The organism is Aeromonas sp. s11 (assembly GCF_040907945.1).
Taxonomy (GTDB): domain Bacteria; phylum Pseudomonadota; class Gammaproteobacteria; order Enterobacterales; family Aeromonadaceae; genus Aeromonas; species Aeromonas veronii.
The window spans coordinates 1-25,166 of sequence record NZ_JBFOCU010000024.1 but is presented as its reverse complement, the minus strand read 5'-3'; the positions used below and the strand labels follow the sequence as shown (position 1 = coordinate 25,166).

Annotated in this window: 22 protein-coding genes, 1 tRNA gene and 1 pseudogene; 21 read left to right on the top strand and 3 right to left on the bottom strand. The window is 60.8% G+C overall.

All coding sequences use genetic code 11. The annotated features are described in order from the left end of the window. Positions 1–11 precede the first annotated feature (11 nt). The 15 genes and pseudogenes from AB5Y84_RS06550 to exeN all read left to right on the top strand — a co-directional run bounded on the left by AB5Y84_RS06550 (position 12) and on the right by exeN (position 15,783). Positions 12–1,457, top strand: a complete 1,446-nt coding sequence (locus tag AB5Y84_RS06550) for an HD domain-containing phosphohydrolase (RefSeq protein WP_069526330.1) — start codon at positions 12–14, stop codon at positions 1,455–1,457. Between the two features lie 327 nt (positions 1,458–1,784). Continuing rightward, entirely contained in the window at positions 1,785–3,353 is a 1,569-nt protein-coding gene (locus AB5Y84_RS06545; protein WP_368176610.1) for an ExeA family protein, read from the top strand. Further along, positions 3,353–4,048 carry a GspB family T2SS assembly factor variant ExeB gene (gene exeB / locus AB5Y84_RS06540; protein ID WP_368176609.1) on the top strand — a complete coding sequence of 232 codons (696 nt, stop codon included), beginning with the start codon at positions 3,353–3,355 and terminating at the stop codon, positions 4,046–4,048. Before AB5Y84_RS06545 ends, exeB begins: the two co-directional genes overlap by 1 nt. A gap of 227 nt (positions 4,049–4,275) precedes the next feature. Further along, positions 4,276–5,109 carry a GspC family type II secretion system variant ExeC gene (gene exeC, locus AB5Y84_RS06535; RefSeq protein WP_368176705.1) on the top strand — a complete coding sequence of 278 codons (834 nt, stop codon included), beginning with the start codon at positions 4,276–4,278 and terminating at the stop codon, positions 5,107–5,109. A gap of 21 nt (positions 5,110–5,130) precedes the next feature. Next, a complete protein-coding gene (exeD, locus tag AB5Y84_RS06530) occupies positions 5,131–7,170 on the top strand; it encodes a GspD family T2SS secretin variant ExeD (RefSeq protein WP_005338294.1) in 2,040 nt (679 codons plus the stop codon). Then, entirely contained in the window at positions 7,170–8,675 is a 1,506-nt protein-coding gene (gene exeE / locus AB5Y84_RS06525; RefSeq protein ID WP_075115638.1) for a GspE family T2SS ATPase variant ExeE, read from the top strand. The genes exeD and exeE overlap by 1 nt, the downstream gene beginning before the upstream one ends. Before the next feature lies 1 nt (position 8,676). Further along, a complete protein-coding gene (gene exeF / locus AB5Y84_RS06520) occupies positions 8,677–9,897 on the top strand; it encodes a GspF family T2SS innner membrane protein variant ExeF (protein WP_021229086.1) in 1,221 nt (406 codons plus the stop codon). Between the two features lie 170 nt (positions 9,898–10,067). Next, positions 10,068–10,499, top strand: coding sequence for a GspG family T2SS major pseudopilin variant ExeG (exeG, locus tag AB5Y84_RS06515; protein WP_005338297.1), 432 nt, complete (start codon positions 10,068–10,070; stop codon positions 10,497–10,499). A gap of 38 nt (positions 10,500–10,537) precedes the next feature. Then, entirely contained in the window at positions 10,538–11,110 is a 573-nt protein-coding gene (exeH, locus tag AB5Y84_RS06510; RefSeq protein WP_021229088.1) for a GspH family T2SS minor pseudopilin variant ExeH, read from the top strand. Continuing rightward, positions 11,107–11,466: a GspI family T2SS minor pseudopilin variant ExeI gene (gene exeI, locus AB5Y84_RS06505; RefSeq protein WP_021229089.1), complete on the top strand. Its 360-nt coding sequence runs from the start codon at positions 11,107–11,109 to the stop codon at positions 11,464–11,466. Before exeH ends, exeI begins: the two co-directional genes overlap by 4 nt. Continuing rightward, positions 11,463–12,110, top strand: a pseudogene (gene gspJ / locus AB5Y84_RS06500) (type II secretion system minor pseudopilin GspJ); the annotation flags it as partial. The gene exeI and the pseudogene gspJ, both read left to right, overlap by 4 nt. 112 nt (positions 12,111–12,222) lie before the next feature. Further along, complete coding sequence (gene exeK, locus AB5Y84_RS06495; RefSeq protein ID WP_083243736.1) at positions 12,223–13,224, top strand: GspK family T2SS minor pseudopilin variant ExeK; 1,002 nt, start codon at positions 12,223–12,225, stop codon at positions 13,222–13,224. 122 nt (positions 13,225–13,346) lie between these two features. Further along, positions 13,347–14,531 (top strand): GspL family type II secretion system protein ExeL, encoded by a 1,185-nt coding sequence (gene exeL / locus AB5Y84_RS06490; protein ID WP_064338469.1) that lies wholly within the window; start codon positions 13,347–13,349, stop codon positions 14,529–14,531. After that, positions 14,528–15,019, top strand: a complete 492-nt coding sequence (exeM, locus tag AB5Y84_RS06485; protein ID WP_216977266.1) for a GspM family type II secretion system protein ExeM — start codon at positions 14,528–14,530, stop codon at positions 15,017–15,019. Before exeL ends, exeM begins: the two co-directional genes overlap by 4 nt. Further along, positions 15,016–15,783, top strand: coding sequence for a GspN family type II secretion system protein ExeN (gene exeN / locus AB5Y84_RS06480; RefSeq protein WP_368176608.1), 768 nt, complete (start codon positions 15,016–15,018; stop codon positions 15,781–15,783). The genes exeM and exeN overlap by 4 nt, the downstream gene beginning before the upstream one ends. A gap of 138 nt (positions 15,784–15,921) precedes the next feature. Here the strand turns inward: exeN and AB5Y84_RS06475 are convergent. Continuing rightward, positions 15,922–16,009, bottom strand: a tRNA-Ser gene (locus tag AB5Y84_RS06475). 208 nt (positions 16,010–16,217) lie between these two features. Here AB5Y84_RS06475 and AB5Y84_RS06470 point away from each other — a divergent pair. The 3 genes from AB5Y84_RS06470 (at position 16,218) to AB5Y84_RS06460 (ending at position 19,570) form a co-directional block, all read left to right on the top strand. After that, positions 16,218–16,874, top strand: a complete 657-nt coding sequence (locus AB5Y84_RS06470) for a Bax inhibitor-1/YccA family protein (protein ID WP_005338308.1) — start codon at positions 16,218–16,220, stop codon at positions 16,872–16,874. A 167-nt stretch (positions 16,875–17,041) separates the two neighbouring features. Next, positions 17,042–19,195: a YccS family putative transporter gene (gene yccS / locus AB5Y84_RS06465; protein WP_108571638.1), complete on the top strand. Its 2,154-nt coding sequence runs from the start codon at positions 17,042–17,044 to the stop codon at positions 19,193–19,195. 24 nt (positions 19,196–19,219) lie between these two features. Next, positions 19,220–19,570 carry a TusE/DsrC/DsvC family sulfur relay protein gene (locus AB5Y84_RS06460; protein WP_019446869.1) on the top strand — a complete coding sequence of 117 codons (351 nt, stop codon included), beginning with the start codon at positions 19,220–19,222 and terminating at the stop codon, positions 19,568–19,570. 113 nt (positions 19,571–19,683) lie between these two features. Here AB5Y84_RS06460 and AB5Y84_RS06455 read toward each other — a convergent pair whose 3' ends face one another. Next, complete coding sequence (locus AB5Y84_RS06455; protein ID WP_368176607.1) at positions 19,684–20,598, bottom strand: Gfo/Idh/MocA family protein; 915 nt, start codon at positions 20,596–20,598, stop codon at positions 19,684–19,686. Between the two features lie 277 nt (positions 20,599–20,875). Between AB5Y84_RS06455 and AB5Y84_RS06450 the strand changes: the two genes are divergently transcribed. The 3 genes from AB5Y84_RS06450 (at position 20,876) to AB5Y84_RS06440 (ending at position 23,570) form a co-directional block, all read left to right on the top strand. Next, on the top strand, positions 20,876–21,400 hold the full coding sequence (locus AB5Y84_RS06450) for a DinB family protein (RefSeq protein ID WP_184232527.1): 525 nt from the start codon (positions 20,876–20,878) through the stop codon (positions 21,398–21,400). A 15-nt stretch (positions 21,401–21,415) separates the two neighbouring features. Next, complete coding sequence (locus AB5Y84_RS06445; RefSeq protein ID WP_368176606.1) at positions 21,416–21,856, top strand: hypothetical protein; 441 nt, start codon at positions 21,416–21,418, stop codon at positions 21,854–21,856. 214 nt (positions 21,857–22,070) lie between these two features. Further along, positions 22,071–23,570 (top strand): histidine-type phosphatase, encoded by a 1,500-nt coding sequence (locus AB5Y84_RS06440; RefSeq protein WP_368176605.1) that lies wholly within the window; start codon positions 22,071–22,073, stop codon positions 23,568–23,570. 456 nt (positions 23,571–24,026) lie between these two features. Here the strand turns inward: AB5Y84_RS06440 and AB5Y84_RS06435 are convergent, their stop codons facing one another. Beyond that, positions 24,027–25,058 (bottom strand): IS630-like element ISAhy2 family transposase, encoded by a 1,032-nt coding sequence (locus tag AB5Y84_RS06435; protein ID WP_001809438.1) that lies wholly within the window; start codon positions 25,056–25,058, stop codon positions 24,027–24,029. Between the last annotated feature and the right edge of the window lie 108 nt (positions 25,059–25,166).

Below are 25,166 nucleotides of genomic sequence, written 5' to 3'. Positions count from 1 at the left end.
TGGGTGGGAATATGCAGAGGATCACGGGGCGCTGCGCCCTGCACTACGGGGTAACCCTGTCACTATTTTGTCTCTATGGCTGGCAGGTTTGCCCGTTTCTCGAGAGTCTCACCCTGCCCCAGTTGCTGGGGCCGACCCTGGTGACGTTCGCCATCATGTTCGCCGTACGCAATTGGCTGCTCTCAAGGCGGCCCCTGCCGCGCAACGGGCTGGACGGGTTCGGACTGGAGGTCGGTTTCTACCTGCTGGGAGCACTGCTGCTGTCGGGCTACAACGCACTGGCTCACGACTTTCCGCTGGAGAGTCACCTCAAGGTGCTGCTGGGGATGACTACCCTCGGCTTTCTGGTGGCGGCCGACCTGACCCTGGAGCGGGATTGGAATCGGGCCAGAACACGGCAAGCCGAGCAGAGCCTGGCACTGAGCCACCCGCTGGCCATGCCGCTGCCACGCAAGTTCACCCTCTTTACCCTGGCGACCCTCACCCTGCTGGGGGGCGTCTTCTTCTTGCTGTTCAACAAGGATCTGGAGTGGCTGGTGACGGTGGAGCGCAGCCTGCCGAGGGTCGATGCCCAGCACTACATCCTGTGGGAGATCGCCTTCGTGATGACGGTGACCTTCTGCTATCTCGCCCTCATTATTCACGGTTATGGTCGCAATCTCGGCCTATCCCTGCGCCAGCAGACCCGCACCATGGCCAGAGTGCAGTGTGGTGACTTCGACGCCCGGGTGCCGGTCACCCGGGATGACGAGTTCGGCCTTATCGCCGCCAGCACCAATCAGATGATCGGCGAGCTGAAATCCCGCAGCGACGAGCTCAACCTGACCCGCGACGTGGCCATCCTCGGCCTCGCCTCGCTGGCGGAGACCCGGGACAACGAGACCGGCGCCCATATCATTCGCACCCAGCACTACGTCAAGGCGCTGGCGCAATACCTCAGTCGCAGCGATTGGGATCGCTATCCGCTCGATGATGCCACCATCGACCTGCTGTTCAAGTCGGCCCCTCTGCACGATGTGGGCAAGGTGGGCATTCCCGATGCCATCCTGCTCAAACCGGGCAAGCTGACCGACGAGGAGTTCGCCATCATGAAGCGCCACCCGCAGATCGGCGCCGATGCGCTGGCGAGTGCCGAGGCGCAGCTGGGCTCCAACTCCTTCTTGCGACTGGCCCGGGAGATCTCCCTCACCCACCACGAAAAGTGGGATGGCAGCGGCTATCCGGCTGGGCTGGCGGGTGAGGCGATTCCCCTCTCCGGGCGCTTGATGGCGGTAGCGGATGTCTACGATGCTCTCATCTCGAAACGGGTCTACAAACCTGCTTTCAGCCATGAGGAAGCGAAGGAGATCATCGTGAAGGGGAGCGGCAGCCATTTTGATCCCGGCATTGTCGCGGCGTTTCTCGCCTGCGAAGCGCAGTTCAGGGAGATTGCCGCGCAGTTTCAGGATCACCACTGAGCAATTACATGCTGACCAGCTTGCCCTGATGGCTGACAGGGCAACCGGTGTCATAAAGTGTACACAAACAAGTCTGACCATCGCCGATTCAGCACCATGCTGACGGCCTTTGCCACGCCGCGCCCATATTGATATTTCCCTTTATTTACAGCTGTTTTTTGTCATTTTGTGATCCGGATTCGTGCCAATGACGCAACCGGGATCACAAGATGGCAGGAAAAGGCCGCAATTTGCCCTCCGGCACCAATGATGGCTTCCAATGAAAGCGAGGTTTGCTATCATCCGGAGACATTTTTCATCTGTCGTCGGCTACAAAAGAATACCCTCATGTACACACAGTTCTTCGGCCTTTCGGAACACCCGTTTTCCATCTCGCCCAATCCCAAGTACCTCTATATGAGCGAGCGCCACGGCGAAGCCCTTGCTCATCTCAACTATGGATTGCAGGATGGCGGCGGCTTTGTGCTGCTGACCGGCGAAGTGGGCACCGGCAAAACCACCGTCTCCCGCTGCCTGCTGCAACAGCTCCCCGCCGAGACCGAGATCGCCTATATCCTCAACCCCTCTCTGACCGAACGGGATCTGCTGGCCGCCATCTGTGACGAGTTTCAACTCACCTATCTCGAAGATGCCGGGATCAAGCGGCTATTCGACCTTATTCGCGATCACCTGCTGGCCAACCTGGCGGCAGGCAAGCGCAGCGTGGTACTGGTGGATGAGGCGCAGCACCTGCAGCCCGGCGTGCTGGAGCAGCTGCGTCTGCTCACCAACCTCGAAACCGACGAACGAAAACTGCTGCAGGTGGTGCTGATCGGTCAGCCAGAGCTGCAAGAGATGCTGCGCCAACCCCTGCTGCGCCAGCTGGCCCAGCGCATTACCGCCCGCTATCACCTGCTGCCGCTCTCCCACAGCGATGTGGATGCTTACATCCGCTTCCGGCTGCAAGTGGCGGGGTGTGTGCAACCCATCTTCACCCCGCGCGCCATCAAGACGCTCCATCGCCTGAGTGGCGGCATCCCCCGTTTCATCAATCTCATCTGCGACCGCGCCCTGATCGCCGCCTTCGCCCGTGGCAGCTACAAGATTGTCCACCGCGATATCAGCCAGGCCGCCTTCGAGGTCAATGGCGTGCGGGACGAAGGAAGCTGGGTCTCCGGTCTGATGGTGATGCTGGCAGGCGCCCTGCTGGTGGCCACAGGCTGGTGGGGCTGGCAATTTTTCGGCGTGTTCCCCACCCGTCCGGTAGTCAAGGTCGAGGTGCCGGTCACCATCGACGAGACCGCCGAGCAGCAGGAGCAGCTGACCGAGGCAATCAATCAGGCCATCGACTCCGACAGCGCCATGCAGAATCTCTATCGGGTCTGGGGTTATGAACCAGAACCGTTCGAGGCAACCTGCGATAACGCGCCCCGTGCCGGTCTGCGCTGTCAGGAGGGAGAGGCAAGCCTCGACGAGCTGCGCGCCCTGCAGTATCCCGCCATGATCACGCTCACTGACCAGACTGGCGGCCTCTACTATGCGACCCTGGTCAATCTGGGGCCGAACAAGGCCAGCCTGATGATAGGTGACCAGAGCTGGCAGGTGGATCGCCAGTGGCTCAGCGACAACTGGGGCGGCAGCTACACCCTGCTCTGGCGCATGCCGAAAGGGGGCGTCAGCCTGATCGCCAGCAATGCCGGTCAGACCCAGATCCAGTGGCTCGACAATGCCCTCAGCCGTGCGTTGCAACAACCCGAGCGCAAGGTGCGCCGTTTCGATGGCGAGCTCAAAAGCAAGCTGCAGCAGTTCCAGCGGGATCAGGGGCTGACCCCTGATGGCATCGCGGGCAGCAACACCCTGCTGCGTCTCAACGCCCTCTCCGGTGAACCCATGCCCAGACTGGAGGAGGCCTCCTGATGTCTACCCTGCTCAAGGCGCTGCGCCGTGCGCAGCAACCGCAACTCTCCGCCCATATTCCGGCCATGGGCTTGCCCATGCCCCGGGAAGAGGAGCGCAGCCCACACCGCATCGGCTGGCTGCTGGCCCCCCTGGCCCTGTTGCTGGGGGCGGGCGCCAACTATGGCTGGCATCTGCTCCACCTGCGCCCCATCGAGGAGAAGGTGGAGGTGAAAGAGGTGATCACTCCACCCTTCGTGCGGGTCGAACCCAAGGCGATGGTGACCCGTCCGCTACCCCCGCCCCTGCCGGAGCCGGTGGTCCAACCCAGAGCAGTGGCCAAAAACGAAGGAACCAGTCAGGGGAATACCCCCGCGCTGAGTCTGGCCGAGCAGCTGATGAAAGCCCTCAATGAAACCCCATTGCAGGAGACGCCACACCCCACCGGCCAGAACAACGTGCAACCGGCCCAGTTGATGGCGCTGGGCTCGGCACCCCAATCGGTGCGCCAGCAGGTACCGCAACTGAGCTATGGCTCTCATGTATTCTCCTCCAACCCCGCCAAGCGGGCCGTGGTGCTCAATGGCCGGGAATACCGGGAGGGGAGCGAAATCGCCCCGGGAGTCGTGCTCGCTACCATCGACCAGCAATACATAGTGCTGCAGGTCGCCGGACAGAGCGTGACCCTCAAGGCGCTGCAGGATTGGCGAGGGTGAGTACGTACCGTACCCTGATGTTCGCTGGCAAGCAGGATGCACCTCACCTGAGTGCCACTTTTGTGAGCATTCAAAGGTTTACGGTGTGATGAAATATCCATTTTTAGGGTTTGGCGCGCTCCGACCCGTTGTGTCACAGCAACTGGCCGTACACAATACGCAGCCGCCCCAGAGCCTGGAATTTGTTGATTAATATGACGCTACGATTCAGGGATGACATCTTGACCATGCTGCTGGCCCAGTGCCGGCGGCTTCCCATGACCAGAGTCACCCAGGTGGCCTTTCTGGCGCTGCTGATCATGCTGGCCCAGCAGAGCGCAGCCCTCACCTGGCGTCTGCTCACCCTGGCAAGCCCGCAAACCAGCCAACCGTGGCAACCCTCCGCAGTGGCGGTCAGCGGCCAGAGCAACCCGCGCCTTGAACTGGGCGAGGTAAGCCGACTGGCGCTGTTTGGCAAGGCGATCCCCAAGGCGCAAGCCAAAGCCGCCGTGGCCGCCAATGCGCCGCGTACCCAGCTCAATGCCCAGCTCAACGGGGTGCTGGCCAGCTCGGATCCCGCCAAATCGATCGCCATCATCGCCATGTCCGGCATCCAGAACTCCTACGGGGTCGGTGACATGATTGACGGCACCCAGGCGCGGATCCGGCAGGTCTATCCGGATCGGGTGATCATCGAGCGGGATGGCCGCGACGAGACCCTGATGCTGGATGGCGAGGAGTATGGCAAGCCGCTGCCGCAGACCAACGCCGCCCCCCTTGACTCCCTGCGCAGCGAGCTGATGGCCGATCCGGGCAAGATCACCGATTACCTCAATATTTCACCGGTTCAGGTGGATGGCCGCATGACCGGCTATCGCCTCAACCCGGGCAGCAATCCTGAGTTTTTCAACCAGAGCGGGCTGCAGGCCAATGACCTGGCCATCAGCATCAACGGGCTGGATTTACGGGACAACATGCAAGCCATGCAGGCGATGCAGCAGATGGCTGGCGCAACGGAAATGACAGTGACCGTCGAGCGACAGGGCGAACAGTTCGACATCTATGTGCGCTTGTCAGAATAATGATTTGGAGTCGTACCAATAATGACCACTAAAGGGAAAAGCTGGCGTCTGGCCACTATCGCAGCGGCACTGATGATGGCGGGCTCAGCCTGGGCCACCGAATACTCTGCCAGTTTCAAGAACGCCGACATTGAAGAGTTCATCAATACGGTGGGCAAGAACCTCAATAAAACCATCATCATAGAGCCATCGGTGCGCGGCAAGATCAACGTGCGCAGCTACGACCTGCTCAATGAGGAGCAGTACTACCAGTTCTTCCTGAGCGTGCTCGACGTCTACGGCTTTGCCGTGGTGCCGATGGACAACGGGGTGCTCAAGGTGCTGCGCTCGCGGGATGCCAAGACCTCCGCCATTCCGGTGGTGGATGGCAGCAACCCGGGCATGGGCGACGAGATGGTGACCAGAGTCGTGCCGGTACGCAACGTCTCGGTCCGCGAACTGGCGCCGTTGCTGCGCCAGCTCAACGACAACGCCGGTGGTGGCAACGTGGTGCACTACGAGCCCTCCAACGTGCTGCTGATCACCGGCCGAGCCGCCGTGGTCAACCGCCTGGTGGAAGTGGTGAACCGGGTCGACCGCGCAGGCGATCAGGATGTGGACATCATCAAGCTCAAGTTCGCCTCGGCGGGGGAAATGGTGCGGCTGGTGACCAACCTCAACAAGGATGGCAACCCCCAGGGCGGCACCGCCTCCCTGCTGCTCTCCCCCAAGGTGGTGGCCGACGAGCGCACCAACTCTGTGGTAGTGAGTGGTGAGCCCAAAGCGCGTGCCCGCATCATCCAGATGGTGCGCCAGCTCGACCGCGACCTGCAAAGCCAGGGCAACACCCGGGTCTTTTACCTCAAATATGGCAAGGCCAAGGACATGGTCGAGGTGCTCAAGGGGGTCAGCTCCAGCATCGAGGCCGACAAGAAGGGCGGCGGCGCAACCACAGGTGGCGCCAGCATCGGCGGTGGCAAGCTGGCCATCTCCGCTGACGAGACCACCAATGCGCTGGTCATCACCGCCCAGCCGGACGTGATGTCCGAACTGGAGCAAGTGGTGGCCAAGCTCGATATCCGCCGCGCCCAGGTGCTGGTGGAGGCGATCATCGTTGAGATGCAGGATGGCGACGGCCTCACCCTCGGCGTCCAGTGGGGCAATGCCAACGGCGGCGGCACCCAGTTCACCAACTCCGGTCTGCCCCTCGGCAGCGCCATTGCGGCGGGCAAGGATTACCAGAATGGCAAGACCGACACCGCTGCCGGTCTGCTGAAAGAGTTCAACGGCATGGCCGCCGGTTTCTATCACGGCGACTGGGCCATGCTGGCCACGGCGCTGGCCTCCAATACCAAGAACGATATTCTCTCTACCCCGAGTATCGTCACCATGGACAATAAGGAGGCCTCCTTCAACGTCGGTCAGGAGGTCCCGGTCCAGAGCGGTTCGCAAAGCTCCACCACCAGCGATCAAGTGTTCAACACCATCGAGCGCAAGACGGTGGGCACCAAGCTGGTGGTAACCCCGCAGATCAACGAAGGGGATTCGGTGCTGCTCAATATCGAGCAGGAGGTCTCCAGCGTCGCCCAGACCCAGGCGACCGGTACTGCCAACCTTGGCCCCACTTTCGATACCCGTACCGTCAAGAATGCGGTGCTGGTCAAAAGCGGCGAAACCGTGGTGCTGGGCGGTTTGATGGACGAACAGACCAAGGAGCAGGTCTCCAAGGTGCCGCTGCTTGGCGATATCCCGGTGCTGGGCTATCTGTTCCGCTCCACCTCCAACACCACCTCCAAGCGCAACCTGATGGTCTTTATCCGGCCGACCATCTTGCGTGATGCGGACGTCTATACCGGTGTCTCCAGCAACAAATACAGCCTGTTCCGCGCCGAGCAGCTCAATGCCGCCTCGCAGGAGGGGTATCTCACCTCCCCCGCCCGTCAGGTATTGCCTGCCTATGGCCAGGATGTGATGGTGTCGCCCGAGCTGCAAAAAGAGATCCAGAAGCAGATCAACGAAATGCGGAGCAGACAGCAGAACACTGTCGAGACCACCACCCCGTTTGTGCAGAGTAAGCCCTGATGAGTGCCTACCATCTGGATGGAAGCGCCGGGCCTGCGCCACTGCCCGAGCTCCCCTTTGTCTTTGCCCGCAATTTCGGGGTGATCCTGATTGAGCGGGAGGGCGCCCCCGTGCTGCAGTGCCGCCCCGGTGTCACCCCGCAGGCCCTGCTCGAGGTGCGGCGGGTCGCGGGTTGCAGCTTCGCGGTGGAGCAGCTCGACAACGAGGCCTTCGAAGAGCTGCTGATGGCCCACTACCAGCGCGACTCCTCCGAGGCGCGCCAGCTGATGGAAGATCTCGGCAACGAGATGGACTTCTTCGCCTTGGCCGAAGAGCTGCCGCAAAGTGAAGATCTGCTGGATGCCGATGACGACGCCCCCATCATTCGCCTCATCAACGCCATGTTGAGCGAGGCGATCAAGGAGGAGGCCTCCGATATCCATATCGAGACCTTCGAGCGGGCACTGGTCATTCGTTTTCGCATCGACGGGGTACTGCGGGAGATCCTGCGCCCCCATCGCAAGCTGGCATCACTGCTGGTCTCGCGGATCAAGGTCATGTCACGAATGGATATCGCCGAGAAGCGGGTACCGCAGGATGGCCGTATCTCGTTGCGTATCGGCGGCCGCGCCGTCGACGTGCGGGTGTCCACCATGCCGTCCAGCTACGGCGAGCGGGTGGTATTGCGTCTGCTCGACAAAAACAACGTGCGCCTCGAGCTCAAGCAGCTGGGGATGACCGCGGCCAACCGCACCATCATCAGCGAGCTTATTCGCAAGCCCCACGGCATTATTCTGGTCACCGGCCCGACCGGTTCCGGTAAATCCACCACCCTCTATGCGGCGCTGTCTGAAATCAACTCGCGGGATCGCAACATCCTGACGGTGGAAGATCCCATCGAATATGACCTCGAAGGGGTGGGCCAGACCCAGGTCAACACCAAGGTGGACATGACCTTCGCCCGCGGCCTGCGCGCCATCCTGCGTCAGGATCCGGATGTGGTGATGGTGGGGGAAATTCGAGATCTGGAAACCGCCCAGATCGCGGTACAGGCGTCGCTGACCGGTCACCTGGTGATGTCGACCCTGCACACCAACACCGCCATCGGCGCTATCACCCGGATGCGGGACATGGGGATCGAGCCCTTCCTGCTCTCCTCGTCCTTGCTGGCGGTACTGGCCCAGCGGCTGGTGCGCACCCTCTGCCCCGATTGCCGCGCCCCGCGTCCCATCACCGAGCAGGAGCGCCTCGCCATGGGCATCGAGCTGGCTCCCGATCAGCAGGTGTGGCGTCCGGTCGGGTGCGAGCTGTGCAACCACACCGGCTACCGTGGCCGGACCGGTATCCACGAGCTGGTGGTGATCGACGAAGCTGTGCGTGAAGCCATTCACAGTGCCAGCGGCGAGCTCGCCATCGAGCGGCTGATCCGCGGCCACACCCCCAGCATCCGCCGTGACGGCATCGACAAGGTGCTCAAGGGGCAAACCAGCCTCGAAGAGGTGCTGCGCGTGACCCGGGAAGATTGAGATGGCGGCATTCGAATACAAGGCCCTCGACAACAAGGGGCGCAGCAAGAGCGGCGTGATGGAGGGGGATTCCGCCCGTCAGGTACGCCAGTTGCTGCGCGAGCAGGGGCTCACTCCCCTCGAGGTGAACGAGACCACCGAGAAGGCGAAACGGGAAGCGACCCGCTTCGCCCTGTTTCGGCGCGGTGCCAGCACTGCCGAGCTGGCCCTGATCACTCGCCAGCTGGCGACCCTGGTGGGGGCCGGTCTCACCATCGAAGAGGCGCTCAAAGCTGTAGCCGAGCAGTGCGAAAAGGCCCACTTGCGCTCTCTGGTGGCGACCGTGCGCAGCAAGGTGGTGGAAGGCTATTCGCTGGCCGACTCGCTGGGGGCTTTTCCCCATGTGTTCGACCAGCTGTTTCGCTCCATGGTGGCGGCCGGTGAAAAGTCGGGTCATCTGGAGAAAGTGCTCAACCGCCTCGCCGACTACACCGAGCAGCGCCAGCATATGCGTACCAAGCTGCTGCAGGCGATGATCTACCCCATAGTGCTCACCTGCGTCGCCATTGGGGTTATCTCGATCCTGCTTACCGCGGTGGTACCCAAGGTGGTGGCCCAGTTTGAACACATGGGCCAGCAGTTGCCGGGCACCACCCGCTTTCTCATCGGTACCAGCGAACTGATGCAGGCCTACGGCCTCTGGTTCCTGCTGCTGATATTCCTTGGCAGCTTTGTCTGGCGCTGGTGGCTCACCGATGAAAAGCGTCGCCGACGCTGGCATCAGGTGCTGCTCGGCCTGCCGGTGATTGGCCGTGTCAGCCGTGGTCTCAACACCGCCCGCTTCGCTCGCACGTTAAGCATCCTCAATGCCAGTGCGGTGCCGCTGCTGGAGGGGATGAAGATCTCCGGCGAAGTGCTCTCCAACGACTTTGCCAGAATGCGCATTCTCGAGGCCGCCGAACGGGTGCGCGAGGGGACCAGTCTGCGCAAGTCGCTGACCGAGACCAAGATTTTCCCGCCCATGATGCTGCACATGATCGCCTCCGGCGAGCAGAGCGGCGAACTCGACAGCATGCTGGAGCGGGCGGCAGACAACCAGGATCGGGAGTTTGAATCCCAGGTCAATATCGCCCTCGGGGTGTTCGAACCCATGCTGGTGGTCTCCATGGCCGGGGTGGTGCTGTTTATCGTGATGTCGATCCTGCAGCCGATCCTCGAACTGAACAACATGGTGAATTTATGATGCTGGCGTGCAGATGACTTCGGTCGATCCTGCAGTCAATTCGCTCGAGCTCAACAATATGGTGAATATGTAAGTTTCCGGCGTTCGATAGCCCCGCTGGCGGCCCGTCGAACCCACCCAGTGATCACTCTCTGATGGGCCATCCCATCTCATTCGTTACGGAGCAACTCATGAACAAACGTCGTCAATCCGGTTTTACCCTGCTGGAAGTCATGGTGGTCATCGTGATCCTCGGCATTCTGGCCAGTCTGGTGGTGCCCAACCTGATGGGCAACAAGGAGAAGGCTGACCAGCAGAAAGCGGTCTCCGATATCGTGGCGCTGGAAAACGCCCTCGACATGTACAAGCTGGACAACAACCGCTACCCGACCACAGAACAGGGTCTGGACGCGCTGGTGACCAAGCCTTCTATCGATCCGGCGCCGCGCAGCTACCGCGATGGCGGCTACATTAAACGCCTGCCGCAAGATCCCTGGGGCAACCCGTACCAGCTGCTGAGCCCGGGCCAGTTCGGCAAGATCGACATCTTCTCCATGGGTCTGGATGGTGAAGCCGGTACCGATGATGACATCGGCAACTGGAACCTGAAGGATTTCCAATAAGTGATATGTCGCCACCGCACTCCTTGTGAGCTGACTGCATGAAGCGCTCTCTCTCCTTTCATCGTCAATCCGGCTTTACCCTGCTGGAGGTGCTGCTCGTTGCCATGCTGATGGGGCTGGTGGCCACCGCCGTCACCCTCAGCATGGGAGGAGCCAAAGGAGATCGGGAGCTGGACAAGCAGGCGCGCCGCCTGATGGCGACGCTGCAGCTGGCGCAGGAGTATGCGGTGATGGATGGTCGGCTGGTGGGCATTCGTATCGAGGATAACGGCTGGCAGTTTATGCAGCGTCAGGCCAAGGATCGCAAGTGGCTGGCCCTGACTGGCGACAAGCAACTTGGGCCGGTGCAACTGGCCGAGAACATGACGCTGACACTGGAGCTGGAAGGCTTTGGCTGGCAGCCGGACTCCGACGAGAAAACCGAACAGAAGCGCGACGAGAAGGAGCGCACACCACAGCTGCTGATCTTCCCGGGCGGCGAGCTGAGCCCGTTCGTGCTCACCTTCACCCAGCAGGATGAGGATGCCCGCTACACCCGCATCGTCAAGGGGGACGAGTTCGGCCGCCTCACCCTGCTCACCGGCGATGAAGATGAAGAGGTGAGCGAATGAAAGCCCGCGGTATGACCTTACTCGAAGTGATGGTGGCGCTGGCGGTCTTTGCCATCGCGGGTCTCGCGGTAATGAAAACCGCCAGCGAACACCTCTCGGCCCTCAACTATCTGGAGCAGAAGACACTCGCCACCTGGGTGGTGGAGAACCAGTTGGTGCAACAGAAGCTCGAGAACAAGTGGCCCGGCGACAGCTGGGTGGAAGGGGATGAGCAGATGGCGGGCAGCACCTGGTACTGGCGCTATCGCGGCGTTGCCACCGCCGACAACAACTTCCGGGCACTCGATATGGAAGTGCGTACCGAGGCCAAGGCCGAGAACCCGGTCGCCATGATGCGGACCTATATCAGCCGATGACCCAGCTATCCGCCCGCACGCCTCGCCCCGTCCGTCACGCAGGTTTCACCCTGCTCGAAATGCTGGTGGCCATCGCCATCTTCGCCACTCTCAGCATGGGCGCTTATCAGGTGCTGCAGGGGGTGCTCACCAGCGACGAGGTGGCCAAGCGCAAGGAGGCTCGCCTCAACGAATTGCAGCTCGCCTTCACCCTGCTGGAGCGAGACGTCACCCAGATGGTGCCGCGCAGCGGCCGCATCGAGGGAGAGAACAACAAGGTGCTGCTGGCGGCCTCCCGTTTCGGCCAGCAGAGCGATGACTGGGGTATGGCTTTTATGCGCAGCGGCTGGCTCAACCCAGACGGCATGCTGCCTCGCTCCCATCTGCAACGGGTCGGCTGGCGCCTTAAGGATCAGAAGCTGGAGCGCCTGAGCTACCTCTATCCGGATCCGGTGATCGGCACCGAGCCGCGCATCCAGCCGGTGCTGGCGGGAGTCACGGCGTTTCGCCTCTACTTCTTCGACAAGGGCAACTGGAAAGAGGAGTGGACCCAGCGCAGCGTACTGCCCCACGGGCTGGCAGTGGAGCTGGATCTGGAAGATTACGGCACCATTCGCCGTCAATTCCTGATTGGTGCCGGTGGCCAGCGCGCCGAAGAGAACAGCCAGAGCAGCAATCCCGACCAAGGGGGTGGCAGCAACAGCAATAACGGGAGCAACGGCGGCAACGGCAATACCAATGGCGGTAATGGTGACAGCCAGAACGGAGGGGGCGCCAATGCGGGCTAATCTCGCCGCTCCCGGTCGCCAGCGCGGCATGGCGCTGCTGGTGGTGCTGCTGATCCTCTCGGTGATGGTGATCATCGCCAGCAATATGAGCGGCCGCCTGCAGCTTGAGCTGCGCCGCACCGCCAACATCACCACCGGCAAACAGGCATGGTGGTATGCCCTCTCGGCAGAAGCGCTGGTAAGCAAGGTGCTGACGCAGGATTTCAAGGACAACCCCGAGGTGGTCAACCTCAGCCAGAACTGGGCCCGCAAGAACACTGTGTTTCCGGTGGACGATGGCCAGCTCAAGGGCGAGGTGACCGACCTGCAATCCTGCTTCAACCTCAACAGCCTGAGCGTGGCCTCCAAGGCGGGGAGCGGCGAGGAGCTGGCGCAGCAGCCCTATCCGGTGCAGGTGTTTCGCGAACTGCTCAAGCAGCTGGCGATGGATGATTACGAGGCGGCCCAGCTCACCGACGCCATCCGTGACTGGACTGACAAGGATACGGTGCTGGTCTCCAGCCTTGGCGCAGAGGACGCCTATTACGAGGGGCTCAAGCCACCCTATCTGACCGCCAACCAGTGGATGCTGGGCAAGGATGAGCTGAGGGCGGTGCGCGGGGTGACTGCCCGGGTCTATGCCAAACTGGCCCCCTATGTCTGCACCCTGCCCAACGACAAGTTGAAGATCAATATCAATACCCTTGCCCCCCAGCGCCCCGAGCTGCTGGTCGCCCTCTATCTGGGCACTATCGGGCTGGATGACGCCAAGCGGGTGCTGAACGAGCGGCCACAGAAGGGGTGGAAAGAGAGCAAGCTGATGACAGACATGCTTGCTCCGGTCGATTCGGTGAAAGGACTGAAAGAGGCGCTGGTGGTCAAGAGCGACTTCTTCGAAGCCCGAGTCGTGGCCGAGGTCGGCGATAACCGGGCCTGGCTCGAAACCCTGTTCCAGCGGGGCAAGGACAATAAACTGGTGATGCTGCGCCGCCTCAGTAGCGGCGCCGAATAAACAGCGCACCTGCAGGCCATCGCCCGCGGGTACGAGAGATGTTGGATGCAGCCTGCGGGCTGCGCACCGGTTGCCTGGGCGCACAAAGCCCTTTGCAAACCGGTATCGCAGGAGAGAGATGCGTGAGCGAAAGTCTGGTCATCCGACTGGGGACCAATAAACAACAACCCGTAGCCTGGCTGGTCTGGTCCGGTCAGGAGCAGGAGATCATCGCCTCCGGCACCCTGCCTTCGGCCGATGCCCTGGGCGAGCTGCAGGAGCGGGCCGGTGGCCGCCCCGTGGTCACCCTGGTGCCGGGCAGCGATCTGATCTTCCGGCGCGTCACCCTGCCGGGTCGCTACAACCGCCAGTCGGCGGCGGCCCTCCCCTACCTGCTGGAGGAGCAGATCGCCTCCGATGTGGACGAGCTCCATCTGGTGGTGCTGGCCCATGAGGGCCAGCAGGTGGATCTGATGGCGGTGGATCGGCAGAAGATGGGCGAGTGGCTCGGCTGGCTCGATGCCGCTGGCCTCAAGAGCTTGCAACTGCTGCCCGATGTGCTGGCGCTGCCACAGGCCGCTGATGGCTGGTCTGCCCTGCAACTCGGCAGCGAGTGGCTGGTACGCCAGGGCCCCTGTCAGGGGATCGTCGCCGACGAACCGCTGCTAGCCATCTTGCTGGCAACCGAAGTCGAGCCGATTACCATTCACAGCCACACCCCGGTACCCGCCATTGCCACCGCCAACTGGCAGGCGGCGGAGCCCGAACTCCCCATGCTGCTGCTGGCCAAAGGGGCCCTCATCTGCCGGGCCAACCTGCTGACCGGTCCCTACCGACCGCAGACCGAATATGCCCGCTACTGGTTGCAGTGGCGCAAGGTAGCCATCACCGCGGGTCTGTTGCTGCTGGTGGCCCTCGGCCAGCGCGGGGTGCAGCTTTATCAGCTCACCGAGCAGGACAAGGCGCTGAAAGCGGAGATCCGTGCCGTCTATACCCGCATCTTCCCGGGTGAAAACCGCATCGTGAACGTGCGCAGCCAGATGAACCAGCATCTGCAACAGATGGGACAAGCCCCGCAAAACGGCGTGCTGCTGATGCTCACCGAGCTGGCCCCCACCTTTGCCGAAGTCCCCGGCCTGAAACCACAGGTGATGCGCTTTGATGCCAGTCGCCGCGAGCTGCGGCTGCAGGTGACCGCCCCCGGCTTTGCCGAGATCGAGCGGTTCCGCGAGCTGGCCGGCAAGCAATTCGAGGTACAGCAAGGCGAGGTGCGCAGCACCGAGGGCAAGGTAGAGGGCGCACTGGTGCTCAAGGGTAAATCATCATGATGGAAAAATTGCAGAGCTGGTGGCACGGCATCACAGCACGGGAACAGCGGCTGGTGGTCGCAGGCGGCGTTCTGCTGCTGGTCGGTCTCTTCTACTGGATCGTCTGGCAGCCCATCGCCAACCGCATCGCAGAGCGGGAGCGGCAGGTGCAAAACCAGCAGCAGACCCTCGCCTGGCTCAAGGAGAAGGGTGAAGAGGTGCTGGCCATGCAGGGGGGCTCGGGTCGCCAGATCGACACCAGCGGCACCCTGGAAGGGGTGGTCAATCGCACCGCCTTCAACCACAAGATCAAGATTGCCCGGCTGCAACCCCAGGCGCAGGAGCTGCAAGTGTGGATCGATACGGTCCAGTTCGATGACTTGCTGCTCTGGCTCTCCACGCTGGTGGAGCAGCACGGCATTCAGGTTCAAATCATCGAGATCGCCCGCGAGGATCTGGCCCCGGGTCTGGTCAAGGTCAGACGTTTGCAGTTGAGTCGTCCACAATGAAAAAACGCATCCTGATTGCCAGCCTGTTTCTGGCCACCTATCTGCTCTTCCTGCTGGCCACCCTGCCCGCGGCACTGGTGGCGCGCCATCTGCCGCTGCCTGCCAATGTTGCCAACCTGCTGAAACTGGAAGGGGTGAGCGGCACCCTCTGGAATGGCCAGATTGCCCGACTGCAATATGCCAGCGAATCGGTGAACCAGCTGCGCTGGGATCTCAACGGCTGGTCACTGCTGCGCTTCGCCCCCGAAGTGGCCATTCGCTTTGGCGATCGCAACGGGCTCAATGGTCAGGGCGTTGTCGGCTGGAATGGCGCCGCCTTCGGCCGGGATCTGACCCTTAACGCCCCGGCCCCCTGGTTGCTGAGCCGGGTGCCGATGCGCCTGCCGATCCCGCTCACCGTCAGCGGCCAGCTGCAGCTCAAAGTGGAACAGTTTGCTCAGGGCAACCCCTGGTGTGACAACCTCTACGGCAACCTCGACTGGTACAGCGCCAGTGCCGATACCCCGGCGGGCAAGCTGGATCTGGCCGATCCTGAGCTGAAACTCACCTGCCTCGACTCCAAACTGGTGGCCGAACTCAAACAGGGCTCCGATGCGGTGCAGACCATGGGTCGCCTCGAGCTGCAACCCAATGGCCAATACCTGTTCCAGGGCACCTTGAAGCCGGGCCCAGAATTGCCGCCACAGATGCAACAGGGGCTCCCCTTCCTCGGCCAGCCCGACAGTCAGGGCCGCTTCCCCCTGCGCTATCAGGGGCGGATCTAGCCATCATTCAAGGTGAAAATGGCTCAGGGACAACCCGAGCCATTTTTATCGTCCATGTGACGTGTCCGTTGAAATGCCAAATACGGCAGATACAAAAAAGCCCAAGCGATTGGATCGCTTGGGCTTTCTCTTTGAATATGGCGGAGGAGGTGGGATTTGAACCCACGGATGGTCGCCCATCGCCGGTTTTCAAGACCGGTGCATTCAGCCGCTCTGCCACCCCTCCGAACGGCGTGCATACTACGCTAAGCCCTTGTTCATATGCAATACATATTTCCTGTGGGATAGTGTGCGGGAGCAAAATGGCAGGTGGCTTGAAATTGTTCCTCGTCATCCCTATTTGTTCTACATACAATGCGTAAACATGCAGTAACAAACAGCGATCACGAGGCGGCTGCTCGCCGTCTCACCCGGACATCAAGAGGACACCCAAGATGGATACCCGTTCTATCTACACTGGCACCCAAAGTGCCGTACGCGATACCAACAAGGTGCTGCGTAACACCTATATGCTGCTCTCCCTCACTCTGGGCTTCTCTGCCGTGGTGGCGGGGGTCGCTACCGTGATGAACATGCCGCCGCTGCACTGGGCCGTGTTCCTGATCGGTGTCTACGGTCTGATGTTCCTGACCGAGAAGAATCGTAACAACGGCATGGGGCTGGTCTTCACCTTCGCCCTGACCGGTCTGCTGGGCTATAGCCTGGGCCCCATCATCAACATGTACATGAACAATGGTGGTGGCGAGATCGTGATGACGGCCCTCGGTGGCACCGCGCTCACCTTCTTTGGTCTGTCGGCCTACGCCCTGACCACCAAGCGTGACCTCTCTTTCATCGGCGGCATGCTGTTCGTCGGTTTCTGGGTCCTGCTGGTGGCCATGATTGCCAACATCTTCCTGCAGATGAGCGCCCTGAGCCTGGCCCTGTCCGCCATGTTCATGCTCTTCTCCTCCGGTGCCATCCTGCTGACTACCCAGCAGATCGTGCGCGGCGGCGAGACCAACTACATCTCCGCCACCGTCACCCTGTATGTCTCCATCTACAACATCTTCCTGAGCTTGCTGAGCCTGCTTGGCGGCAACCGCAACTAATCAGAAACCCCGCTTCGGCGGGGTTTTTATTGGCTCCTCTTTCTGTCAGGATAAGTTGTAAATCAAGGATATGAAGCGAAGTGGCCCTGATTTGGNGGATCAGGGCCACTTCGCGCTTGGCGAGTTACTATCTCGCTCTCGTTTCGATCAAGGGTTTCACCTGTCTCATGCCGATGGATCTCTCTGGCCTGCTGCGCCGACTGCTGACCGATAGTCACATCTACTTCGCTCTCAAAGTGCTGCTGGCCATTCTCGGTCTGCTCGCCTTTACCCTGGCCACCGGTAATATCCAGCTCACCGTACTGCTCTCCCTCGGGGTAGTGGCAGGTGCCATCGCCGAAACCGACGACAGCCTGTGGGGACGCCTCAAAAATCTCGCCATGACGCTTATCTGCTTCATGTTCGCGTCCCTGTGTGTACAGTATCTCTACCCCACCCCCTGGCTGTTTGCCATCGGGCTCGCCAGCTCCACCTTTATCTTCGTGATGGTGGGGGCGCTCGGTGCCCGCTACGCCACCATCAGCTTCGGCTCGCTGCTGATCGCCATCTACACCATGCTGGGGGCAGCCAAGGCGCCGGATCTCTTCTACCAGCCGCTGGCCCTCGGCGCTGGCGCCCTCTGGTACGGGCTGGTCTCGTTTATCTGGCTCTGGCTGCTGCCCTACAAGACCCTGCACGAGCAGCTGGCCCAGAGCTACTTCGCCCTTGGCCGCTACCTGCTGGAAAAATCCCGCTTCTTCCCGGCGGACGAGCACGGCGCCCAGGCCATTCGCCACAATCTGGCCCAGCTCAACATCAATCTGGTGAGCGCGCTGACCCTCACCAAATCGGCCCTCAACGCCCGCCTGAGCCGCCGCCATCCGGCGAGCCCCGAGCTTGCCAGCCTGCTGCGCCTATATCTGCTGGCGCTGGAGATTCACGAGCGCGCCACCTCCAGCCACTACCCCTACAGCCGGCTGGAGGCGGAGCTCAAGCAGGGCATAGTACTGGAAGGATTTCAGGAGGTGTTCCTGCAACTCTCCGAGGCGTGCCAGCGGCTCGGTTACGCCATTCTGGTGCACAAGCCCTACGCCCATAACAAGCGCATCCACTGGACACTGGAGGCCCTCGGCGATCAGCTGGAGTTCACCAATCTCAAGCAGCACTACCCGAAAACCCTGCTGACGCCGATGAAGTTCCTGCGCCGCAATCTGGCCAGCATCAATCAGCTGCTGGGCAGCGCCGAAGTGTTGCAAAACCCCGAGCAGCCGGAGCAGGAGCTGCCCGCGCTGGCGCGCCCGCCCCGCCTGCCACTGCTGACCCAACTCAAGCAGCACCTCACCTTGCACTCCATGGTGTTTCGCCATGCGCTGCGTTTGTCACTCGGGCTGGTGATCGGCTACGGCATACTGCAAGCCTTTGATCTGGAAAAGGGCTACTGGATTTTGCTGACCGTGCTGTTTGTCTGCCAGCCCAGCTACAGCGCCACCCGCCGCCGACTGGTGCAGCGGATGCTCGGCACCTTCGCTGGTATTCTGGTGGGTATTCCGGTGCTCTGGCTGTTCCCCGAGCTGCACGTCCAGCTGGTGGTGATGGGGCTGGCCGCCTTCCTCTTCTTTACTCAGGTACGCAACAACTACAGCGCCGCGGTCTGCTTTATCACCCTCTACGTGCTGATGGCGTTCAACCTGCTCGATGGCATCGGCTTTGCCATTCTGGGGCCGCGGCTGCTCGATACCCTGCTCGGCTGCCTGATCTCCTACGGGCTGGTGGCCTGGCTCTGGCCGGACTGGCAGTACAAGCGGCTGCCGACGCTGATCGCCAATTCGCTCTCGGCCAACGCCCGCTACCTATCGGCGGTGCTGGCAAGCCTCAAGCAGCAGCGGGACGAGTCCATCGACTATCGGGTGGCGCGCAAGAGCGCCCATCTGGCGGACAGCGAGCTGGCTACCGCCTGGCAGAGCATGCTGGTGGAGCCGCAAAAGCGCCGCCGCTTCCTCGATCTCTGCTTTACCCTCACCTGGCGCAACCACGCCCTGCTCTCCTACATCTCGGCGCTGGGGGCCCATCGCGACAAGCTGGAGGCCATCAGCGGGCTGGATGAGGTGCGCCACCACATCTGCCACACCCTGGAGCAGGCCGCCGGTCATCTGGCGGGCAACCCCTCCAGCTCCATCGGCGGTCAGTGTCCGGTGATAAGTCCGGACAGCAGCGAGGAGCAGCTGATGCTGACCCAGCAGCTCAACCTGATCAGCGAGCTGGCGGATCAGCTGCTGCATCTGGCCAACGAGAGTCGGTTGCTCACCGGGGATCAAGGCGCTACCATGCCCGCCCAATCCTGATAGCCCCATTAGCGAGGAGCCCTCATGTCTGCGTCCGAAAAACATCAGCTGGAATTCAACGGCCAACTCATCGAGACCGATGCCAAGGGCTATCTGCTCAACAGCAACGACTGGAGCGAGGAGCTGGCGCTGGTGCTGGCAGCGCAGGAGGGGATCACGCTTGAGGAGCCGCACTGGGAAGTGGTGCGCTTTGTGCGCGCCTTCTATCTGGAGTTCAACACCTCCCCCGCCATCCGCGCGCTGGTCAAGGCGATGGAAAAGCAGTACGGTCCCGAGAAGGGCAACAGCCGCTACCTCTACAAGCTGTTCCCGGAAGGGCCCGCCAAGCAGGCGACCAAGATTGGCGGCCTGCCCAAGCCGGTGAAGTGCATCTGATCCCATGCATCTCATCCCATAACAACGGGGGGCCGCAACTGCGGCCCCCCGTTGTGTTTGGTGCGCTATCTTCGTGCACCTCGAATTCATATCCCTCAGGCTGCCAGCCAGCCTTATCCCCGCTTGTCAGCCAGCGCCACCAGCTGCTCCGCCAGCCGATGACCGTGCAGGTAGGAGGCGATCAGCTCGCTATCTGCCTTGCCCGATTCAATCTGCTGATACCAGTGCTCCAGCATGGCGGCAAAGCCGCGCTGGGCCAGCACCGGCTGCCAGTCGCTGGGGCTAAGCATCTGCGCCTGCTTGTCGCGGGCGATGCTGCCGCGGGTGCAGTTCTCAAGGTGCAGGGAGAGATTGTCGCCGTAGGCATCGATGCGCTCCTCGGTGATCCCGGCGCTGCGGTTCATGCTGCCGCTGATGGCGCGATCCCCACTCTGCCAGCTGACGCTGACCCCGGCCAACAGGCTGCGGTCCTTCGTATCCGGTCGCAATACCGCATGAAAGTCGCCGTCCGGCACTCCGCCATAGAAGCAGAGGCTGTCGAGCACATGGATAAAGTCATCGAACATAAAATCCCGCGCCTTGCCGGGCAGGGCGAAGCGGTGTTTCTGCCAGTTCAGCTCGGTAAGCGGCTGGGCCCGCGCCTCGACCATGGCGGGCAGATAGCGGCGGTTAAAGCCGGTAAAGAGGGCGCAATCTTGCGCGATGGCTAAGTTGGCCAACGCCTCGGCTTCGGCCAGATTGTCGCACAGGGGCTTGTCGACAAAGGTGGGGATCCCTGCGCGCAGGCACAGCTCGGCCAGCTCGCGATGGACGGCGGTGGCGGCGTGGATCATCACGGCGTCGGGGCGGCTGGCCAGCATGGCCGCCACATCGGTAAAGCACTCGGCGACCCGATACTGGAGGGCGAGCGTCTCCAGCACCGCTGGATTACGGGTGCAGAGCAGCGGGGTGACCCGCTCATCGCTCGCCAGCAGCGGCAGATAGGCTTTTTGGGCGATATCCCCCAGACCAATCATGGCAATGCGCATCTAAACTCCTTTTCACTCGATAACGGGACAAGCGGATAACTGCCCGCACCATCGCAGGATTTGTCCCGCAGATCCAGCCTGCCGTTAGCGCACTGGCTGGTGAGTGCCTGTCTCTTCAATCAAACAGGCAGATCTCCCGTAAAAGGCGTTTCCCCAAAAGCGCCAGATCTCGGGGCTTTTGCATGGCGGGGGCCAAAGCTGCAACAGAATGGGTTTCGTATTGAGCCTATTTTGGCTAACATGCCGCACTTCACGAAGCGACAAGGGCAAGGACGCGATGAGTAACAAGACACTGCAATCCCTCTTTCACTACAAACGCTGGGCCGATGGCGAACTGCTGGATGCGATCGCCACACTCGATGCGCAGCAATATGGCGAGGCACACCACACCAGCCTCAGGATCTTCAACCATATCCATGTGGTCGATACCATCTTCCAGGCCAATCTGCTGGGGGAACGCCACAGCTTTACCGCCACCAATACCCCGGAGACGCCGACCCTCACCGCACTGCGTGGCGCAGTCACCAAGCTGGATAACTGGCTGGTGGATTACGTCACGTCGCTGAGCCCGCAAGAGGGGGCAACCCCGCTCTCGTTTCGCTTTGTCGATGGTGACAAGGGGCAGATGAGCCGCGATGAAATGTTGCTCCATCTGGTGACTCATGGCGGTTATCACAGAGGAGCCATCGGGCGGATTCTGGTGCAGTGTGGCATCACGCCGCCGCGCGATACCCTGACCACCTTTTTGCATCGCAGCGAGCCGGAGCGACGTGGCCAAGATAGCGCGTCACTGGCGCAATAACGGAGTCTTGTCCTTATGAATCGTCTTGTATGTATTTCTCATCCGCTGCTGCTCGCGCTGCCATTGCTGCTAGGTGGCTGCGCCGCCGCCATCGATCACTATTCGGGGCGCTTTCGCGAAACCCTGACACAGGGACAACCCCGAGAACATATCCGTGCCGAGTTGGGCGAACCGCAGCCTTGTACACAAGGCCAATATATGGATACGCCGCAGGTCAAGGGGTGCGATCGCTTTACCGTGCTCGGCAAGATCCACAAGCGCGCTGACGGCAATGGCCAGGCCACGGCGAGCGCCGTGACCATGGGGCTGGGGGAGCTGATCCTGGTGCCGATGACAGTAGCCGGGGTCGCGGCGGACTACACCCAGCGCCACACCATTACCGTCTATTACGATCGGGACGATCACTACCTGTTTCACACCCTGCAGAACGCCAAGGGGCAGCAGGTAAGACAATAAGCCCCATCCTAAACGAGCTCACTGACCACTCAGCCGTGATAGGCGCAGTGGTTGGTTGAGCCTCTATTGCCCTCCCTATAGCCATCCTCTCTCCCCTCCCCTTGCTTACTGCTTTATCAGAAGTCATCAGCCTGTCATCTGGCTGACATCCCGCGGTCATTTTCAAGCCATAGAGTTTTTCACTTATTTTTCATATGGATAGATAAGGAACATCATGACTTTCCCGCGCTCTTCTTATGTGGCTTTGGCCGTCTCGCTGGTCTTGCTTGGCGGCTGCCAGTCAGAGAACGAATCGTCTGCCGACAGCCAGGGCAAAACCGCCTACCAATACAGCACCAAAGCGGTCTACAGCCCGCAGCAGCAGGCGGAGAGCTACGAGCCAGCGCCCCAGGGGTTCAGCCCGGTTTTTACCGAGATGGTGGCGCGCCACGGCTCGCGCTCCCTCTCCAGCCCGAAATATGACGTGCTGACCAAGCTGGTATGGGAAGAGGCGCAGCGTCAGGGGGCGCTCACTACCCTCGGGGAGGGGCTGGGAGGCAAGGTCGATCTGGTGACGGCCGCCAACCAGAAACTGGGCTATGGCCTGCTCTCGGCGCTGGGCAAGGAGGAGCACGCCAACCTCGCTACCCGGCTGGCGGCGCGGCTGCCGACCCTGCTCAACAGCAGCGAGCCCCACTGCATCAAGGTGGTCACCTCGGGCAAGGACAGGGCCAACGAAAGCGCCTTCTACTTTATGGAGAGCCTCAAGCGCGACGTGAACTATGTCAGCGACTCGGCGCAGTGCTACCTCACGCAGGATGACCCCTCGAAGATCGACAAAAAGCTGATCAACAAGTTCGAGCTCTACTTCCACAAGACCACGCCCGAGGGGGATTACGCCCGCTACCTGCCCGCCTATGAGAGCTACCAGCGCTTTATCGGTGACGAAGATGCCGCAATCGCCCCGGCCCCCGAGCTGGCCAAGGCGCTGGATCAGCTTAAAAACCTGAGCAAGACCAAAGAGATGGCTCGCAGCATGCTGGAGCGTATCTACAGCAAGGGCTTTGTCGACTATCTGGCGGGCGGCGTCGAGTTTGTCGCCGTCAACCCGAAAGATGGCGGCATGACCTATGTGCGCGACGAAGTGGATGCCGCCCTGATGCTCTACAACCTCTTTATCATCGGCCCCGGCATGATCCGCGAAGCGCAGGCACAGGGCAGCGAACCCTGGGCGCTGGAGCAATTCCTGACCCCGGAAGAGTCTGCCTGGTTCTCCTACCTCTCCGATGCGGAAGATTTCTACGAGAAGGGGCCGAGCTTTGCCAACCAGAGCGCCCCCTACGCCATTGCCCAGCCGCTGCTCGACGGCCTGTTTGGCGAGGTGCAGCGTCAGGTGGTGGAGGGCGAGCAGAGCCGACGGGCCACCCTGCGCTTTGCCCACGCCGAAGCCATTATCCCCCTCGCCGCCCTGATGAAGCTGGAAGGGAGCCGTCAGGGGGCCAGCCCGGATCAGCTGTTCAGCCAGCAGAACAACGAGTGGCGCGGCGGCTGGGTCTCCCCCTATACCGCTAATATTCAGTGGGATATCTATCAGAACGGGCAGCGGCAGCTGCTGGTCAAGATGCTCTACAACGAAAAGGAGATCGCCTTTAAAACCGGCTGTCAGCCCTACCAGAGCGGCAGCCACTACTACGACTTCGAAGAGCTCAAGCGCTGCTACGGCTATAACGGCTAACCCTAAACACGCCGGATATGGCAAGCACAAGGGGCGACCAGCAGGTTGCCCCAATCCACACCCCTTCTCGCCAGTAACCAACATGGCCACAAATGCAGCCTTTGGCGTCATTTGCTGATCAAACTCAAAAAATGATTAATTTCTGATAGTTAAGTCACTTTAAGGCTCGCTTCGGCGGTTTCGTTTGGCTTACCATAGCCATCCAGAACCTGTTGAACTGCGATGGGTTGCTGCCAGCGCGGGTCAAGGGAGCATATTGGAAGCTGTAATCCACGGGCGGTAGCGTGGGACTTGGTGGTGATACACCTCAAACAAAAAAGTGTATGTCCCAAATTTTTTAATATACGAACTAAAAACGATCATTTAAAACAAATATACGGATGTAATTATGACTTTCAAGATTGATTATTGGCATGCGAAACTAATGTCCAACCTAAATAACTGATCCCAATAGTGCTACACCTTCGCTGTGCCATAGCCATTCCCCGGGAAAGGAGACACGGTATCCATGAAGTGTTTCACTCGGGCCAGCAGGTTTGCCATCCCTCTGCATTGATGATTGCGCGTGATGGTTTCATGTAACTTGTGCCATAGCCGTTCTATGTGATTAACCCAAGGGCTGTAAACTGGCTGGAACACCAGGCAGAACTTGGGATTCTTCTTCAACCATCGCTCGGTCTGTTTGCTTTTGTGAATGATGTAGTTATCGAGGATCAACGTGATGGTTTTGGCTCGTCGGTAGTGGTGGCGCAGCTTTTCCAGCATGGCAATAAACAGCGATGAGTTTTTCTTGATCCCGCTGACGTAAAGTACCCTTCCGTTGCCTGCGTGGAGAACGCCTGCCAGATAATGCTTGGCATTCTGCCCCGGTGTGACAACCCGCTTTTGCTGCGCTCTGAACATCCAGTCGGCTCCTAATTTGGGATTGAGGTCTATATCGACTTCATCCTCATAAAACACCGGATTATCGGCATCACAGCGGGCCAGCGCGGCGTCGATATTCGCCATTTTTTCCTGATAGGCTGGGTCTTTTATCCGCAAGGTCGGCACGGGCCTGCGCCAGACAATGCCCATACGAGGTAACCATCGGCGGAGCGTGGAGGCTGCCACATTGAGCCCTGTTAACCGATTGATTTTTATAGCCAATAGTTCAGTACACCAACGGCTGCGCTGATAACCAAAATCTTGCGGAGAAAACTGCATGAGCAGCACCAGTAAGGTGACAATCTTGGCGATAGGTAAGACTGGGGCACGGCCAGCCGGTAAGGCTTCTAGCGCATCTATGCCTTCATCTCGATACCACCGAAGCCAACGACCGATGGTCGAGCGCGCAGCGCCGGTAAGGTGATGAACATCGGTGATCGTGCGTCCTTCATGTAACAGCAAGATGGCCATCAAGCGACGAGCATGTCCTTTATCACGGGTGGCATGGATGATTTTGTGAATGCGGCGCCGTTGTGGTCGTGGCAGAGGTGGTAGGATAGGCATCAACTCAGTCCTTTGGGTGTGGCTTGTTTTGTTTAGCGACTAATCAGATCGCACAAACTGGACTGAGTTCCCTTCCTCCGGTGATCTACTATTCGGAACAGCTATTTA